Annotated in this window: 13 protein-coding genes; 4 read left to right on the forward strand and 9 right to left on the reverse strand. The window is 68.5% G+C overall.

Translation table 11 applies throughout. From position 1 onward, the window contains the following. Window positions 1-3: 3 nt before the first annotated feature. The 9 genes from ACFU53_RS07665 to ACFU53_RS07705 form a co-directional block, all read right to left on the reverse strand. A complete protein-coding gene (locus ACFU53_RS07665) occupies window positions 4-660 on the reverse strand; it encodes a histidine phosphatase family protein (protein WP_383987207.1) in 657 nt (218 codons plus the stop codon). Continuing rightward, window positions 657-1,421: a phosphotransferase gene (locus ACFU53_RS07670; protein WP_383987209.1), complete on the reverse strand. Its 765-nt coding sequence runs from the start codon at window positions 1,419-1,421 to the stop codon at window positions 657-659. The genes ACFU53_RS07665 and ACFU53_RS07670 overlap by 4 nt, the downstream gene beginning before the upstream one ends. Then, window positions 1,418-2,263: a class I SAM-dependent methyltransferase gene (locus tag ACFU53_RS07675; protein WP_383987212.1), complete on the reverse strand. Its 846-nt coding sequence runs from the start codon at window positions 2,261-2,263 to the stop codon at window positions 1,418-1,420. Before ACFU53_RS07675 ends, ACFU53_RS07670 begins: the two co-directional genes overlap by 4 nt. Before the next feature lie 31 nt (window positions 2,264-2,294). Further along, on the reverse strand, window positions 2,295-2,807 hold the full coding sequence (locus ACFU53_RS07680) for a topology modulation protein (protein WP_319266543.1): 513 nt from the start codon (window positions 2,805-2,807) through the stop codon (window positions 2,295-2,297). 96 nt (window positions 2,808-2,903) lie between these two features. Beyond that, window positions 2,904-3,974 carry a hypothetical protein gene (locus ACFU53_RS07685; RefSeq protein ID WP_383987216.1) on the reverse strand — a complete coding sequence of 357 codons (1,071 nt, stop codon included), beginning with the start codon at window positions 3,972-3,974 and terminating at the stop codon, window positions 2,904-2,906. Beyond that, on the reverse strand, window positions 3,971-5,689 hold the full coding sequence (locus ACFU53_RS07690) for a carbamoyltransferase (RefSeq protein WP_383987218.1): 1,719 nt from the start codon (window positions 5,687-5,689) through the stop codon (window positions 3,971-3,973). Before ACFU53_RS07690 ends, ACFU53_RS07685 begins: the two co-directional genes overlap by 4 nt. Window positions 5,690-5,697: 8 nt before the next feature. After that, a complete protein-coding gene (locus ACFU53_RS07695; protein WP_383987220.1) occupies window positions 5,698-6,657 on the reverse strand; it encodes a thymidylate synthase in 960 nt (319 codons plus the stop codon). Continuing rightward, window positions 6,654-8,285: a hypothetical protein gene (locus ACFU53_RS07700; RefSeq protein ID WP_383987223.1), complete on the reverse strand. Its 1,632-nt coding sequence runs from the start codon at window positions 8,283-8,285 to the stop codon at window positions 6,654-6,656. The genes ACFU53_RS07695 and ACFU53_RS07700 overlap by 4 nt, the downstream gene beginning before the upstream one ends. After that, window positions 8,282-9,538, reverse strand: a complete 1,257-nt coding sequence (locus ACFU53_RS07705; RefSeq protein ID WP_383987226.1) for an HAD-IA family hydrolase — start codon at window positions 9,536-9,538, stop codon at window positions 8,282-8,284. The genes ACFU53_RS07700 and ACFU53_RS07705 overlap by 4 nt, the downstream gene beginning before the upstream one ends. 367 nt (window positions 9,539-9,905) lie before the next feature. On the opposite strand from ACFU53_RS07705, the gene ACFU53_RS07710 reads away from it, so the two are divergent. The 4 genes from ACFU53_RS07710 (at window position 9,906) to ACFU53_RS07725 (ending at window position 15,301) form a co-directional block, all read left to right on the forward strand. After that, complete coding sequence (locus ACFU53_RS07710) at window positions 9,906-11,261, forward strand: Tat pathway signal protein (RefSeq protein WP_383987229.1); 1,356 nt, start codon at window positions 9,906-9,908, stop codon at window positions 11,259-11,261. Window positions 11,262-11,336: 75 nt separating this feature from the next. Further along, on the forward strand, window positions 11,337-11,822 hold the full coding sequence (locus ACFU53_RS07715) for a TrmO family methyltransferase (protein WP_383987232.1): 486 nt from the start codon (window positions 11,337-11,339) through the stop codon (window positions 11,820-11,822). A gap of 594 nt (window positions 11,823-12,416) precedes the next feature. Then, window positions 12,417-12,854 carry a DUF6507 family protein gene (locus ACFU53_RS07720; protein WP_383987235.1) on the forward strand — a complete coding sequence of 146 codons (438 nt, stop codon included), beginning with the start codon at window positions 12,417-12,419 and terminating at the stop codon, window positions 12,852-12,854. Further along, window positions 12,851-15,301: a hypothetical protein gene (locus ACFU53_RS07725; RefSeq protein ID WP_383987237.1), complete on the forward strand. Its 2,451-nt coding sequence runs from the start codon at window positions 12,851-12,853 to the stop codon at window positions 15,299-15,301. Before ACFU53_RS07720 ends, ACFU53_RS07725 begins: the two co-directional genes overlap by 4 nt. The last annotated feature ends 20 nt before the right edge of the window (window positions 15,302-15,321 follow it).

Raw genomic sequence — 15,321 nt, forward strand, 5'->3', positions numbered from 1 at the left:
TGATCACGATGCCGCCCGCATCGCTGAGGCACCCAGGTGGGCGGTGTCGTTGTGCCGGTCCAGCATCCAGCGCCGCTGGTCGAGTCGGTTGAGGTGGTGCTGCCAGCGGGTGATGGAGCCGTGGGACACAGTGAAGCCCGCCGGCGAACCCAGCGGGATCGCGAGAAGCAGGGTGTGCGCGACGATCACGGTCTCGCCGTGCGCGGCGAACAGGACGCGATCGCCCTCGTGCCGGTCGATGAGACCGTGGAGGAAGTCCCCGGCCCGCTGGAGGTAGCCGTTCCAGGTGTCGGACCCGTCCGCCCAGGGCCGGTCGGGGTGGGCGTGCGGCCCGCCGTCGGCGGCGGTCTTCACCTCGGTCCAGGATCTTCCGTCGGCCACGCCGTGGATGGGGCCGCCGAGACCGGGCACGGTGCGCATCGGCAGGCCGAGGGCCTGACTGAGGATCTCGCCGGTCTGCCGAAGCCGGAGACGAGGACCGGTGTAGAGGGCGGTGAAGGGTCTGTCGCGATGCTCGTCAGCCAGCCGGGCGGCTGCCTGTTCGACCTGGTGGTACCCGAGGTCGGTGAGCCCGGTGCAGGTGACCGGGCCGCCGACGACGCCGTTGGCGTTGCAGTGGGCTTCGCCGTGGCGGACGAAGATGAGTTCCGTGGTGATCATGCGAGACCTTGGAGTCGGGGGCGCGGAACCGGCCGGCCGAAGCGGTAACCGTTGCGCCCTGCATACGGGGCGGTCAGAACGCTGTGCAGGGCGAGGAAGTCGTCGAGGCGCTCGCGATCCGTCGTACCGAGCCGGGAGTCGTGGCGGCCGGCGGCCTCGTTGTACGTGCTCAGGGCCCCGTCGATGGCGGGTGGGCCGAGTGGTCCGTACGTCATGACCAGCGTCGCGATCAGCTTGGCCAGGTCGTACCCGAACGGGGCGAGTGTGAGGTCGTCGGCGTCGAGGATGAAGAGCGTGTCGGTCTTGGTGAACAGGAAGTTCCGCGGGTTGCTGTCCTTGTAGAAGGCGGCGGGCCCCTCGGCGGTCTTCTCCAGAAGCGTCAGCATCGCGTGCAGAGCGATCCTGTCCGGCAGGTGGCCTTGCTCCAGCCGCCTGCGCAGTGCCACTTCGCGCGCTGCGAGGTAGCCGCCGAACTGAGTGCCGTCGCGGAAGGTGTGCGGTCCGTTCAGGGAGACGGATCGCAGGTCGCTGGTCCAGGCGGTGCCGTGAGCGTCACCCAGCAGCCCCGCCAGCCGCGGTAGGTCGCCGGGTTCTGCGTGGCGGCCCTCGATCCACTCGAAGGTCAGGCTCTTCGGGCCGATGACCGTCAGGGCCGGCTGACGGAGCGGCTGTGCGTGGGCGGCCAGCCAGGTGTGGTGACGGGCGGCTGCGGCAGTCGTTTCAGAGGTCGCGTAGGTCTTCGTGAAGTGGGTGGTTCTCACGTGCGGCCTCCTCTCGGTCGGGCCACGACGTACGTGATGACCGAGCTGGTGGTGATCGGTGCGTCCGGGAGGAGTTCGTGGAGCACGGCGGCCAGCGCGCCCGACCTGCCGTACAGACCGGGGGCGAGGTCGTACTTCGGGTTCGTGGCGACGTACTCGGCCACGTGCTCGTGTCCGTCGAAGGTGAAGCGGTGCTCCTCGTGCTCGGTCGTGATCACGTTCAGGGAGGGCTTCGCCAGGTCGGCGAGGTTGCCACCGTGCGCGGAGACGTAGAGGCTCTCGTGCTGCTCGGCGCGCGTGTCGAGGCCGGCGGCGGCCACCAGGGAGTCCATCTCGCGGTAGCTGTCGAGCGCCTTGGTGACGAGGATGGCCACGCCGTCGGGGGCCAGGACACGGGCGATCTCCGCAATAGCCTGCTCGGGGTGTGTCGAGTGGTAGAGGCAGAAGGCGGCGACGGCCAGGTCGCAGGAACCGTCCGGCATCGGTATGCGGTGGAAGTCCCCTTTCAGGAAGCCAATCCGGACACCGGGCACGCGGCCCACCCGCTTGCGGGCATCGGCCACCAGCGCGGGCGCCGCGTCGATGCCGACGAGGCGTTCCGGATGAAGTTGCTCGGCCAGGACCCGGCTGCTGGTGCCGCGACCGCAACCGATGTCCATCACGAGGCGGAGACGCTCCGAGCCCTGCGCACGTTGGGACCGGGCCAGCTGGACGATGGTGTCGGGTACCGGCCGGCCGACGGTCCTGGCCCGTATCAATGCGTTGGACCGTCTGGCCAGCCGGGAGGCGTGCCCGTACAGGTCTTCCTGCCGCCCGGGATCGAGAAACGGGTTGAGGTTCATGCGCCGCACCCCCACCGGAGGCGCGGGCGGCTCAGCTCTGCTGGGCGGCAGCCTTCCGCAACCAGCGCCGCGTTTGTCGGCGGCTGGTCAGCAGCACCACGTCGGCATGCCCGGTCGCGAACTGGTCGATCTTGGCCATGACACGGGGACGCATCTTGCGCCGGTACGTCGCCACGTACTTGATCACGCCCCAGTGGATGCGGTTGTGCACCCCGTTGCCCTTGTGCCCGGCGCCGTGCCGGAGCTGCCGGGAGAAGACCCCCCACAGTGCCGCGAGGGTGGAGACGTCCATCAGGACGACGGTGTCGCAGGCTTGAAGCCGGATCTGGAGCGTGGAGTTGTAGTTGCCGTCGATCACCCACTTCTCCTTCGCGACCAGGTCGCGTTGCACGGCGGCGAACTTCTCCATGGGCAGTTCGTTCCACTCGTCGTCGTAGAACGCGGCGTCCAGATGCGTCACCGGGGCGTCCAGGACGTCCCCCAGCGCACGGGCCACATGCGACTTGCCGCTGCCTCCGCAGCCGACGATGGCGACCTTCTTCATGGTGCTCCACCCTAGGGGTGCTCAGGTGTCCCGACGGACCGACCGCCGGGACACGTACGGATGGTCCGGGCTCGGCGGCCTGCGGCAGGTGCTTCATCACGCGGCCCCTCGCTGCTCTTCGGCTCCTCGCTGCTCTTCGGCAGCTCCCGTGACCGTGGCGAGAACGGTCTCCAGCGCGTCCGCCTGACGGCTGAGCCGGAAGAGTTCCAGCCGGCCGAAACAGGCAGCGATCAGTTCGGCGTGCCGGTGGCTGCCGGCGATCTTCTGGAGGTCGGTGATCCGACGGATCACCTGTCCGCCGGACTTCACCACCAGTTCCTCGGGAACGAACCGCGCAACGTGCTGAATACCGGCGGGGGCCAGTGGAAGGCACCCGGCGAGAACGGCTTCGAAGATCCGCTGCGTCATCTGCCCCACCGCGGCGTATCGCTCGGGGAGCAGCAGGACTGTGGTCAGGGCTCCGCTGTAGAGGCGGTCCACCGCTTCGAAGGGGACCCGGCCGCGGAAGGTGATGTGCGGCCAGCGGCTGGTGTCCGTCCACTTTCCGCCGACCTGGTGATCGAAGCATGCGGCGGCCGGGGAGAAATAGCGGTCGAACTGTGCGTCGCGGTCGTACCGGTTGCCGACATAGGCGAGCGCTGTCTCCCGCGGCCTCTTGGCGAGTGCGTTCGGGTCCGCCTGGTCCAGCAGTCGGTCGTCGACCGGGAAGAGCAGACGGTGGGCACCGGGCGTGGGGGTGAGGGCTGCCTCGCACACCGCGACGCCGGGGACACGGCGAAGGACGTTGTGTTCGCTCAGTTGGCGGTCCTTGTCCCAGATCACGGTGGGGGTACCGCGGAGCAGGGTGTAGTGATTGACAAGTTCGGCCTGCCGGTGGAGGTCGCAGGTGTGCCCCTCCGCGCCGCAGGGCGTGTTGTTGCGTCTGTCGATGAGCCAGCGCCATTCAAGGAACAGCACGTCGATGTCGGGGATGCCGCCGTCGAAGGTGTACGTACCGCCAAGGTCGTCTCCTGCTTCGAGGCGATCCCGGTCGGCCTGGAGGAAGACGACCTCGTGGCCGCGCGCGAGGAGAGCGTCGACCAGAGGGCGGCGGTGGCTGCGCCCTCCGTCGGGTGTGTCCGTGATGCCGTTGCCAAGGAAGCCCCAGAAGCTGTATCCGATCTTCATTTGGTGATCCACCGGCCTTCCAGCAGCAGGGCGTCGAGCCCGGAGTTCGCGAGGCAGTCAAGGGCCATGTCCGGGGTGCCGCAGATGGGCTTGCCCTTGACGTTGAGCGAGGTGTTGATCAGCACGGGGACGCCGGTACGGCGCGCGAATGCCCGCAACACGTCGTACATGAAGGGGTTCTGGGTCGGACTGACGGTCTGGAGGCGGGAGGTGCCGTTGTCGTGGACGACGGCAGGGATGTGTTCGCGGGCCTTGTCGGTCACTCCGGAGGCCATGGACATGTACGGCGCGTCCTGGCCGAGGGTGAAGAACTCCCGTGCTCGGTCGGCGAGGGCCATGGGGGCGAACGGGCGGAACGGCTCGCGGAACTTCACGCTCGCGTTCAGACGCTCGACGACGCCGGGCTCCAGAGGAGAGGCCAGGATCGACCGGTTCCCCAGTGCGCGGGGGCCGGCCTCCACCCGTCCCTGGAACAGTCCGACGATCATGCCGTGGGCGAGCTGGTCGGCGAGGAACTCCGCGACCTCGATGTCCAGGGTCTTCTGCTGGAGTCCCGGCCACGGGGTGAGGTCCAGGTTCGGCTCTGGATAGGACGGTCCGAGGTAGCAAGCGCGGGCGACCCCGCAGAGCGGCCGGCCGTTCCCGCTGTCGTTGTGCATAGCGACCGCGGCACCGAGGGCGGTGCCTGCGTCGCCCGGAGCGGGCGGCACGAAGACCTCGTCGAAGATGCCTGCCTCGATGATCCGCCCGATGCTGACGCAGTTCGTGGCCACGCCGCCGCCCAGGCACAACCGCCGCGAGCCGGTGAGCAGGCGGGCGCGCCGCGCCAGGTGGAGCATCACCTGTTCGGTGCGCTCCTGCAGCGCTGCGGCCAGGTCCTGGTGGACCTCCTGGAGCGGCTCGTCCGGGCGCCGGGGCGGACAGGTCTCCACGACGAAGCGGCGGGAGGTTCGCGGGTAGCCGGAAGTGAGGACGCGGGGCGGGAAGTAGGCCGGGTCCAGGGTGAAGCCGGTGGCGGTGGTGCGGACCGCGCGGGCGAAGAGGTGCCGGAAGCGGGCGGGATCGCCGAGGGCGGCGAGCGCCATCACGGTGCCTTCTTCGTCGCCCCGGCGCCAGCCGAGGTGCTCGGTGACCGCCCCGTACACGTAGCCCAGCGAGGCTGGGTCGTAGATCGCCTCCAAGGTGCGGGTGGTGGGACGGCCGGCATGGTGGCCATGGGCGATCGTCGTGGTCTGCCGCTCACCGAGGCTGTCGACGACCAGCACGGCGGACTCGTCCCACCCCGAGGCCGCGAAGGCGGTCAGCTGATGGGCGCGGTGATGCAGTACGGGCGAGACCTGCGCGCCGGGGAACTGCCGACCGAGGGACTGGACGCGGCGCCGGGTGCGCAGCGCGACCTTCGCGAATCCGGCGGCCCGCGGCAGAGCCCGGTCACGGGTTGTGCCCGAGAGCGCGAGGCGCAGGGCGGCGGGGGTCTCGGCGAGGTAGCGGACGGGCTGGAAGTTGTACGCGACGGCGTCGACGTCGCCGGGCGTGAGGCCGGCCTCGCCCAGCAGCCACTCGACGGCGTGGTGGGGGTACTCGTGGGTGTGCTTCTTCTGGGAGAGGCGTTCCTCCTCGACGAAACCGACCAGTTCACCGTCCACCAGGAGCGCGGCGGCGGAGTCGTGCGTGTAGGAGCAGAGACCGAGAATGACGGCGGGCGCGTGGGCCATCGCGGTCGTCACCTCGTTCCCGCGGCAGCCTGTACGGCCGAGGTTCCGGTGCGGCAGGTCAGTTCGCCGTACCAGGCGGTCAGGGCCTCACCGAGTGGTCCGTCGACGGCATCGGCGACGCGCCGCGCCTCTTCGCGCACCCCGTCCTTCCACAGCCGGTAGCTGCGCATCGTCTCGGCCATGGAGTCCCAGCTCTGATGCCCGGTCTCATCACGTGCTTCGACTCGGCGGAGGAGTTCGTCGAAGCCCTCCCACGGCGTCGTGAGTTCGGGCATGAGCGGGCTCGCGGCGACGTCGGTCAGCCCGTCGGCCCTGTCGAGGTCGCGCTCGTAGATGTGTAGCGAGCTGACGTGGTGGTGGTACTCGCCCAACTCCGCGTCAAGCCAGCCGGCGACCAGCTCGTGCAGCGTGGTGAAGAAGAACAGGTCGTACGGTAGGCCGATCCACACGTCCTGGCCGCGCATGGTGGTGGACATGTGCAGGCGGCCGGCGCGCAGGTGGAAGCGGAAGCCGAGCGTGCAGGGGACGTCCTTGTGCCCGGCGGTGTCGCGGGCCGGGTCGTACAGCTGGATCAGGGCGCGGCGGGAGTCGGGGTCGGCCTTGAGGATCTCGACCACGCGGTGGAGCTGGTCCACCTTCCCTGCCCAGTTCCGCATCCGCGGCCCGTAGGCACCCTGGAGGATCCCGTCGTCGGCGTACTGCCGCAGCTGCTCGTTGTATCCGTAGATCCACGGGGCGTCGGTCCCGGAGAGATGCCAGACGGTCTCGGCCACCGCGAAGGCGGGATTCAGGATCCGGGCGGGCGGGGCGTACAGCAGACGGGCCCTGGGCTGGGTCAGTGTCATGTTGACGTCGAAGACCTCGCGGGTGGCCATTCCGCGCGGGCTGATCTTGTCCCCGCTCTTGGCCAACATCACCGCGCCGATGAAGAGTTCGGCGACGCTGTCGCCGGTGAACGTGTTTGTCATCGCCTGTCGGTCCCTTGCGCTGAGTGGTGGGGAGTCGTGCTGTCGGACAGCGCCTGGGTGACGATGTCCGCGACGGCGTCGGCGCTGCGGCCGTCCCAGTGGCAGATCGACTCCCTGGCCGCCGTCGGTACGCGTACGGTCTGCGGAGACTCGTCGATACGCGTCAGAAACCTGGCGATGTCCCGGCTGGACTCGCAACGCCAGGCGGCCCCGTGGTCGGCGAGTCCCAACGTGCGCGTGGCAGGAAGCGCCAGTTCCAGTACGGGCACTTCGAGGAGCAGAGCCTCGATCCCGCACGTCGATGACGCGCTGATCAGGGCATCCCCGCCGGCCAGGCATCCGCGAGCTCCGACCTCCGAGCCGATCAAGGCGACCGGGACACCGTTCAGCACGTCGAGCAGAGGCGACAGCGTCTCGGCGTTCTGGGCGGGGTGTGGCGCCACCACAAGACCCCAGCCGCCCTTCGCGTTACGCAGCCCCTCAACCAGAACCTCCGTCTGGCCAAGAAGCCGCTGCTCGCTGAACGGCTGGCACGCCCACACGACGATCCTTGTCGGCGCTGAACCCGTCTGCTCCTTCAAAATCCTCTGCAGATAGGCCCGCTGACCGAGGCGGTCAACCTGGGTGAGCCCGTCGAACCGCGGCTGGCCGACGACGTACGTACGAGCGTCAGCGCGCCGAGTCCCCGCCTGGGCCACGCGCACATCGCGCGCCCCCATGACCGCGACATGGCGGCAGCGCTGGGCGTGCGAGGAGGTCTGCCCCTCGATCCACGCGCCGTGCTGGACATAGACGGTGTCCGCGGCAGCACGTTCGGCGGCGCGAATGGCAAGGACGCCGAGCGGGCTGGTGTCGTTGCTGCACAGCAGGACCCGGCTGCGGGATGCGAGGAGAACGGCGTCGAGCCACTGCTCGACGTACAGGGTTGCCGACCAGGACGGTTGGGTGCAGCCGGCGCTGCGCACAAGCACTCGGGCGGCGAGCCACGCCAGTCGGCCGATGCCGATCTCGTACTGTCCCGCTCGTACCGTGCGCTCGCTTTCGGGCCGGAAAGCACTCTGGGCAGGCACATCGCCGTGTCGGTCAAGTGCTTCATCTGGCAGGCGGAGCACGGTGATTCCCGGTTCCGACGTATCCGGGAAACGTTGATTCACTTCGGAGGCCATGTCCACGACGGTGCTCCTCACCCCTTGGCAGGCGAGGTCGGAGAGAACCGGAAGCAAAGTCTCCGCATGGCGGGATGACCAGGAGACGGCGCACACGGGTGCGGTGGTGACCGTCAAACGAGGCTGGACCGGCACCGCGAGCTCGCCACTGTCCGGGGTGAGTTGGCCGGGCTCGCCGTGCCCGAGGAGAAAGGAAAGACCTGCCTCGGACACTTCGTACGCGACGTAGCCGAGAGACGTACTGCCGCCGGCCACCACCAGATCCTCGGCTGCGCCGAACACCGTGGTGGTCGGCACCTCGTCCAGTTCCAGGAGCTGCCTCACCAGGCGGGTGACCAGGCGGCGAATCGGTACGTGGTGGACCGACAGCCAGCTCACGCCGCCGGCCGTCACGAGCGCATCGCCGTACTCTGCTTCCAGCGCGGTCATCAGCGCCTCGACGCCTTGGCCAGAGTCGGTCACAGCAGGCTCCCCTCGATGAGGGGCACGCTCTTCTTGCTCACGTCGAGCAGTCGAAGGAGGTCCACCGGCGACTGCGCGATCCGGGGCTCCGGAGTGCCGGGGGCGCCGTAACCCCAGGCGGCGTGCACGTAGGAGACACCGGCCCGGCGAGCGGCCTCACGGTCTACTTCCATGTCGCCCACGTAGGTTGCGGACGCCGGATCGGCCGCGAGGTCAACGAGGGCGAGCAGCAGCGGGTCCGGGGCCGGCTTGCCCCTCCCCGGACCGCCGGGTGCACGGACGGTGGCGAAGGGACAGCCGAGTTGGGCGAGGAGTGGAGCGGCTCGGTCCAAGGGCTTGGACGTCACGACGCCGAGGCGCCAGTCGGCGGCAGCGAAAGCGTGGAGCACCTCTTCCATGCCTTCGAACGGTCGGGCCAGAGGGGAGGCAGCCTGCGAGGCCGCCGTGTACGTCTGGTGGATCCGATCGGCGTCGGCCAGCTCGAGCCGCTCCATGATGTCGCTGAACGGACGGCCCAGATGCTGCTCGTACATCTCGAACGGCAGGTCGATGCCGTGACTCTGCTGGACCGCACGCCACGCCTCCTGCATGACAGGGCGCGTATCGACCAGGACACCGTCCAGGTCGAGGAGCAGGACGTGCTGCGTCACGACGTCTTCCATCTTCTTCCTCGGAGGTAAGGGCGCGGCGACGGGCGCGTGTTGAGCAGGCATGGCGAACGCCTCCATGGGCGAGTAGGGCTGAAAGGGGTGTGCGGTGGGGGTCGGGCCGCAGGGGACGGCCTCTCGGCGTCTCACGACCGCGAGAACCCGCTTGCCGCTGCCGTCTTGATTGAGGCAAGCCGTCCATGCGTCGGCCTCGGCCGTGACGAGCAGCAGACCGCGTCCGTCCAGCGAGTCCGACCCACTGGCACGAGGGATCGGCGGCAAGGGGGAGTTGTCCTCCACCTCGATGCCCACGGTTCCGCTCTGGGCAGTGAGGGTCAGCGTGATGTGCTCGACCACCACCTGGCTGTCCGCGTCCGAAGGGCGCTCGGTGCCGCCTGGCGTACCGCCGTGGCGCTCGGCGTTCGTGGTGAGTTCGCTGACGATCAGGACCGTGCGGTCCGTCAGCTCTTCAAGTCCCCAGGCCGACAGCGTTTCCCGCGTGAAGGTCCGTGCCGCCCCGGGTGCCCTGTCGTCCGAGACCATGGTGAGGCTCACCCGGTTCTCGGGGGACTCGATGAGGGACTCCAGGCTCCAGATAGGCATCATCTCGGCCTCCTCACAGTGTCCGCCGGAGTCCGTCAAGGACTCGGCGGCAGGTCTCGGTGGAGGCGTCGAAGCTGCGGAGGTGCGCGTCGACCGCCGTTCTCGGACCCCCTTCTCTGGCCTGGGCAGGCTCGGAGACATGGCTCTGCCCGCCCGGCGGCATCCGGTCTCCAGAGCCGTACGTCTGGATTGCGTTCACCGAATTCCTCCCGGGAGAAAGCCCGTTGGTGGTTTGGTTGACCTTGAGCGAACCGTGAATCACGGTGGGTTGGTATCCCCCACCGGTCGGCGATGCCGTCAAACCCGTCAAAGATCATCTTGTGGACAGGGGCGCACGATGAGGCGCGAGCGGAACGAGAAGCTTGCCGCTGTGATTGCGGAAACCGGCTGGTCGCAGCCGAAGGTCGCCGCTGCCCTCGTACGGGTTGCGGCCGAGGTCGGCGCCGACGAGCTGCTCGGCACCAGCCGCTCGCACATCGCGATGTGGATCGCGGGAACGGAACCCTCCGGGCGGGCGCCCCTTATCTTGAGCGAGACGTTGTCCCGTCGGCTCCAACGCCCCGTCACTCCAGCCGAGGTCGGGCTCACAGCGCCGAACTCGGGTGCGGTCATGGCATCCGAATGGCACGTCGATACGGTGAGTGCGTTGGTGGATCTGGGGAGAAGCAACGTGGACCTGGAGCGACGCCGTGTGCTGGCCGGTACTGCCTACTCGGTGACCGGACTCGCCCTGCCTGGGCAGACGTGGTGGGACGAGGCCCCCGAGCGTGCCCGATCGCGCCCCGTTTCGACGAACCGGAGAGTCGGGACTGCCGAGATCAACGCGGTGAAGGAGATGACCGAGTTCTTCTCGAAGCGCGACCAACGCCAAGGCGGAGTGGACGGCCGGACAGCCCTCTACCAGTACATCTACGACGACGTCGCGACGTACGTCGGCGGTGTCTTCGCCAGTGACGAGACGCGCTGCCGTCTCTTCGCCGCCGCTGCCGAGCTGGTGTACGTCGCCGGCTGGATGAGCTTCGACGCGTCGCACCACGAGGCCGCCCGGCGGTACTTCACCCTGGCGGTGAAGCTGGCGGCCGAGGCCGAGGACGCACCACTGACCGGCCACGTCCTGCGTGCCATGGCCCACCAGGCGACAGATCTCGGCCACCCCAAGGAAGCCGTGGACATCGCGACGGCCTCGGTCGAACACAAGCGGTACACCCTGGCGACTCCCCGCGAACGAGCCTTGCTAGGCGTCGTGCGGGCGCGGAGCCTGGCCACGGCCGGACAGCGCCACGAAGCGCGTGTAGCCCTCCTCCGGGCTGAGGACGACCTCGCAGCGGCAAAGCCCGGTGATGACGAACCCGCCCGTGTCTGGTTCTTCTCCGAGGCCAGCCTGGCGCACGAAACAGCTCGCACGCTCTGGGCTCTCGGCGACCTCCAGGGAGCCCAGGACGAGTTCTGGCGCAGCGTCCACACGAGGGAGACCGGTGCCTTCGGTCGCACTCACGTGGTGACCTTGGGATACCTGGGCGCCGCGCAGGCGAGTCAGGGCAACGTCGAGGCGGCGTGCAGCACTTGGGCCCAAGCCCTGGACGCCATGAACGGCGTCCATTCCGGTCGAGCCCGCGAGGCGGTGATCAACATGCGCCGGGTTCTCTCCCCGTACCGCAACCGCGGGATCAGCGCGGCAGCGGAGATCGACGAACGAGCCAAGGCCGTGCTCAGGCGGGTAGCCTGACCGCGCCATGACGATGGGGGCGCACGGCGCGGACAGGTACCGGGCATCCCATCTGGAGGGAAAGAAGGGGCAGTTGTGACCGCACAGTCCATCGAGGTGCCAATCGTCGCCACGGTTGTCGGGGGCCATCTGAAGGTCGGCGACGACTTCCAGGGCGGCGTGGAATCCATCATCCGGCTGCGCCTGGACTACCCCCTCGACACGTTGCAGGGAATCGAGGAGTTCTCGCATCTCCAGGTCACCTGGTACTTCTCCGAGGGCTCACCCAGCGACGTCGCGCTGCACGCCCGCAGCCCTCGCAACAACCCGGAGTGGCCGGCGACCGGAACGTTCGTACACCGCAACCACCGTCGCCCCGCCCGCATCGCGACGTCGTTCCCCCGCCTGCTCGGAGTGGACGGGCGCGACCTCCACGTGGCGGACCTCGACGCCGTCGACGGCACACCGGTCATCGACTTCGTGGCCGTATTCAAGGAGATGCTCCCGCGCGGCCCTGTCACACAGCCTTCGTGGCCGACCGAGATGCTCCGTGACTACTGGAGGGATGCGCGCGAGCGGTGATCGCGTGCCGAGGGAGGGCTGGCAGCCCATCGAGTCCCTCCTCGTACTGCTGTCGTTCAATCTGCTTGTGCTCGTGGCTGAGCACCGGTTCCACGCCCGGAGCGAGGACCGTGCAGCCGCACATGATGATCACGACCCGCCGCTCGGGAGGGCCTCCAGAAGAGGCTTCCTGGTCACCGGCTTCGTCCTCGACCAGGAGCGCGGACGCCAGGGGCGGGGAGCCGAAGAGGGCCTCCTCCACCTGAGCCCGGCGTTCCTCGAAAGGCTGGATCTCCGTCGAGCTTGGTGGCGTCGTTGGCCACATCAGCGACGGCGTCAACCGGCAGCTCGGGTTGTCGACGGTCAGCCGAATTACTTGACCGCTGACAAATTTGGTCGCTTCCGCTGATACGCCGTCTGCACCTGGTTCTCCCTCGCCTCTCCCATAGGTGGTGCCGAGCAGTCCGAGCAACACGCCTTGGCCTGAACTGCGTTGCTCCTGCAACAACTGCCTGATACTGATGAACCGTTGTTGTCAGTGGCGTATGTGATGCTGAGTCACGACTGAGATGTGACTGTGGCGGTGCGTCGGCCGGGGGATTCGCGGGGGTTGGTATGACGGGGTGGGACATCTCGCCTGCCGGTGTAGGGGCGGTGATCTCGACGGTGCGGGAGGCCGCCGAGGGTATGAACAAGGGCATCACGCTGTACGGCGGGGCCGTGCAGGGTGCCATGGAGTCGGTGGGCACGCTGTCGTTCGACGGCGAGGGCGCGACAAAGGCTGCGGGTCAGGCGTCGGGTCTGGTGGCTGTCGCGCTGGGCGAGTTCGTCATCGGTACGGAGCGGGATGTTGCGTTCCTGCCACTACGTGCGAGCAATTCGGCGAACGGGGCGATCGAGGCGACGAACGCGTACGGCGCCGGGGAGCTGGAGCAGGCGTGGAACGCCCAGCGGCAGGCGACCTTGGCCCCGGATGTGACGGAGTTCCTGGAGGCGGCCCGTAAGCGGGCGTACGAGGCGCGGACGCCGACCGGCGGCGGTGAGCAGCCGTGATCAGCCCGGAGAAGATACCCAGCTTCACCGGTGACCTGATCGATTTGCAGCAGCAGGTTGCCGCCATGCGGCGGGCGGCGATGGCGATCCGGGAGCACGGTGGTGACGTGCACACCCGGTTCCAGAACCTGTCGTCGTCGTACAAGGCCCCGGAGGCGGGCCAGTTGTTCGCCACGACGCAGGCGGTGGAGTCGAGGTCGTCGTCGTTCGCGGACGACTTGGACACGGTGGCGAACGCGCTGACCGACTACATGGTCGAAGTCACGGAGATTGTCCGTCAGTTGGAGGCGCTGCGCGGCCAGGCGCGGGTGTTCGTGGCGTCGGTCGAGGGCGACGACGGCCTGTTTCAGAACTGGCAGAAGGACCAGGACAAGGTCGACGAGCACCAGGCCATCTGGGACGCGGTGAACGCGGCGGTCGCCGCCTTCCAGCAGGCCGAGGTGACCTGCGCCGACAAGATCACCGCCCTCGTCGACGGCACCCAGTGGCACATCAACGACGGCAGTCCCAAGCAGGACAACCCCTACGGCTTCAGCACCGACCAGCTCGCCGAAGCGGATCGGCTGCCGTGGGGCACCCCGGCCCACCATGAGGCGCTCCCCTTTGGCATCGACTACCACCTGAAGGAGTTCGGCCTCAGCCTGAAGGACAACGTCGTCGGCACGGTCGAGGGCGTGGTCAACCTCTTCAGTCCGGGCGAGGAGGGCGACGCGACCCGCGAGGGCCTGGCCCGGGTGATCGTGGGCGCGGAATCGTATCTGCTGGACCCGCACGGCGACCGGGAACCGACCTTCGGGCCGTGGCAGGAACAGTTCATGGACGAGAGCCGGCCGTACGCGAAGGAGTTCGCCAAGGGCCTTGTCGGCTGGGACGACTGGGACGACAACCCGGGCAAGGCTGCGGGCACCCTCGTCTTCAACGGCCTCACCCTCGGCGCGGGCCCCTTGGGAGCCACCGCCAAGGGCCTCTCCGCCGTGGGCAAGGGCGGGGCCGGCGCCCGCGTCGCCGGCACCCTCGCCACGGCCGGTGAAATCCTCGACCCGATCGGCGCCGCCGCCAGGACCGTCTCCACAGCCGCACGTGCTCTGCCCACCATCCGCGAGGTGACCACCGGCCTCCACGCGGCCACGGACGCGGCCGCCGCAGCGGACGCCACGCACAGCACCCTGCGTCTCGCCGATGGCTCCGAAGTACGCATCGAGGACGGCGAGTTCATTCCCGGCAACCGCGGCGTCCCCGATACGACCCCCGCGCCACACGAGCGGTCGGCCGCCGAACGCACTTCGCCCGTGGAGGCACCTCCACGAGAGAAGGCCCTGGTCGGAGCTGGTCCTCGGGCGCCTGAGGCCTCCACGGGCGTCGGCGAGCAGCTTCCAGCGCAAGGACGAAACGGTTCAGCAGCCGACGGCGGTGACAGCGGCGGCGGCACCCATGACGGCGGAAGGCCGAGCACTCACGGAGGAGCAGCCTCCGAGCACGGGTCTCCTGGGGCATCCGCCCCGGACAACGGCTCAGGCGGTCACACCGGCCGCGGCGGGGGCGGCAGTGGTCGGCATGCCGCCGACGGGAGTGGTGACAGCGGAGGCGGCGGATCCCATCGGGACGGGATGTCCGATGAGGAGATCCTGCGTGAGCAGGTCGACAAGGCCAACAACGATCCGCAGTGGCGCAAGGAGCACTACCGGAAGAACGGCCGGCGCCTCTCGGTCGAGGGTAAGGACGAGTTCGGGAACGACCTTCCGCAGCTCCGGTCCACGGGAGACCCCAACCGTCCCTGGACAGCGGACGAACTCCCCCTCAAACGCGCCACGCACCGTCCCGGGGACGTCATCGGCAACCCGGCGACCGTGGACCCGGCGCATCGTTCCCTGCTCAGTGATAGCGCGGCACAGCGGCGGCGGGCGATCGACCTCGACATGGCGGCCGAGAAGAAGAAACAGGCCGCCCAGGCGACATACGACGCGGACAAATCCCCCGAGAACAAATCCGCACTGGAAACATCGGTTCAGGAATACAAGAAAACTCATACCGCCGCCCGGGATGCCGCCGAGGACTTGGGAGAGAACGCGGCAGAATTCCACGCGATCCCCGACGAATTCGCAGGTTCGACACGCCTGGACGACGGAAGCCGCGGACGTTTCAGGTTCGACCAGATATGGCGCACACCAGGGGGAAGGATCGTCGTGGTCGAAGCAAAGGCTTCGCTCACAACTGATCTCGGCACGCGCGACCTGGGCACCGGACGCAAGGTTGAGCAAGGAACCCGTGAGTATTTCGAAGCGACAATCCTCAAGATGGAGGATCGCGGAGAGATTGACCTGGCGGGCGAGTTGATGGACGCCCTGGATGCCCGTACCCTCGACTACGTCGAGATCAGAGCGAATCCGGCAGGCGACAAGTACAACGGCTACGAGATGAAGTACTTCGACATCGGCAAGGAGACCTAGGGATGGCGGTAACCGTGCCG

The sequence above is a fragment of the Streptomyces sp. NPDC057474 genome, from assembly GCF_042802555.1.
Lineage (GTDB): Bacteria > Actinomycetota > Actinomycetes > Streptomycetales > Streptomycetaceae > Streptomyces.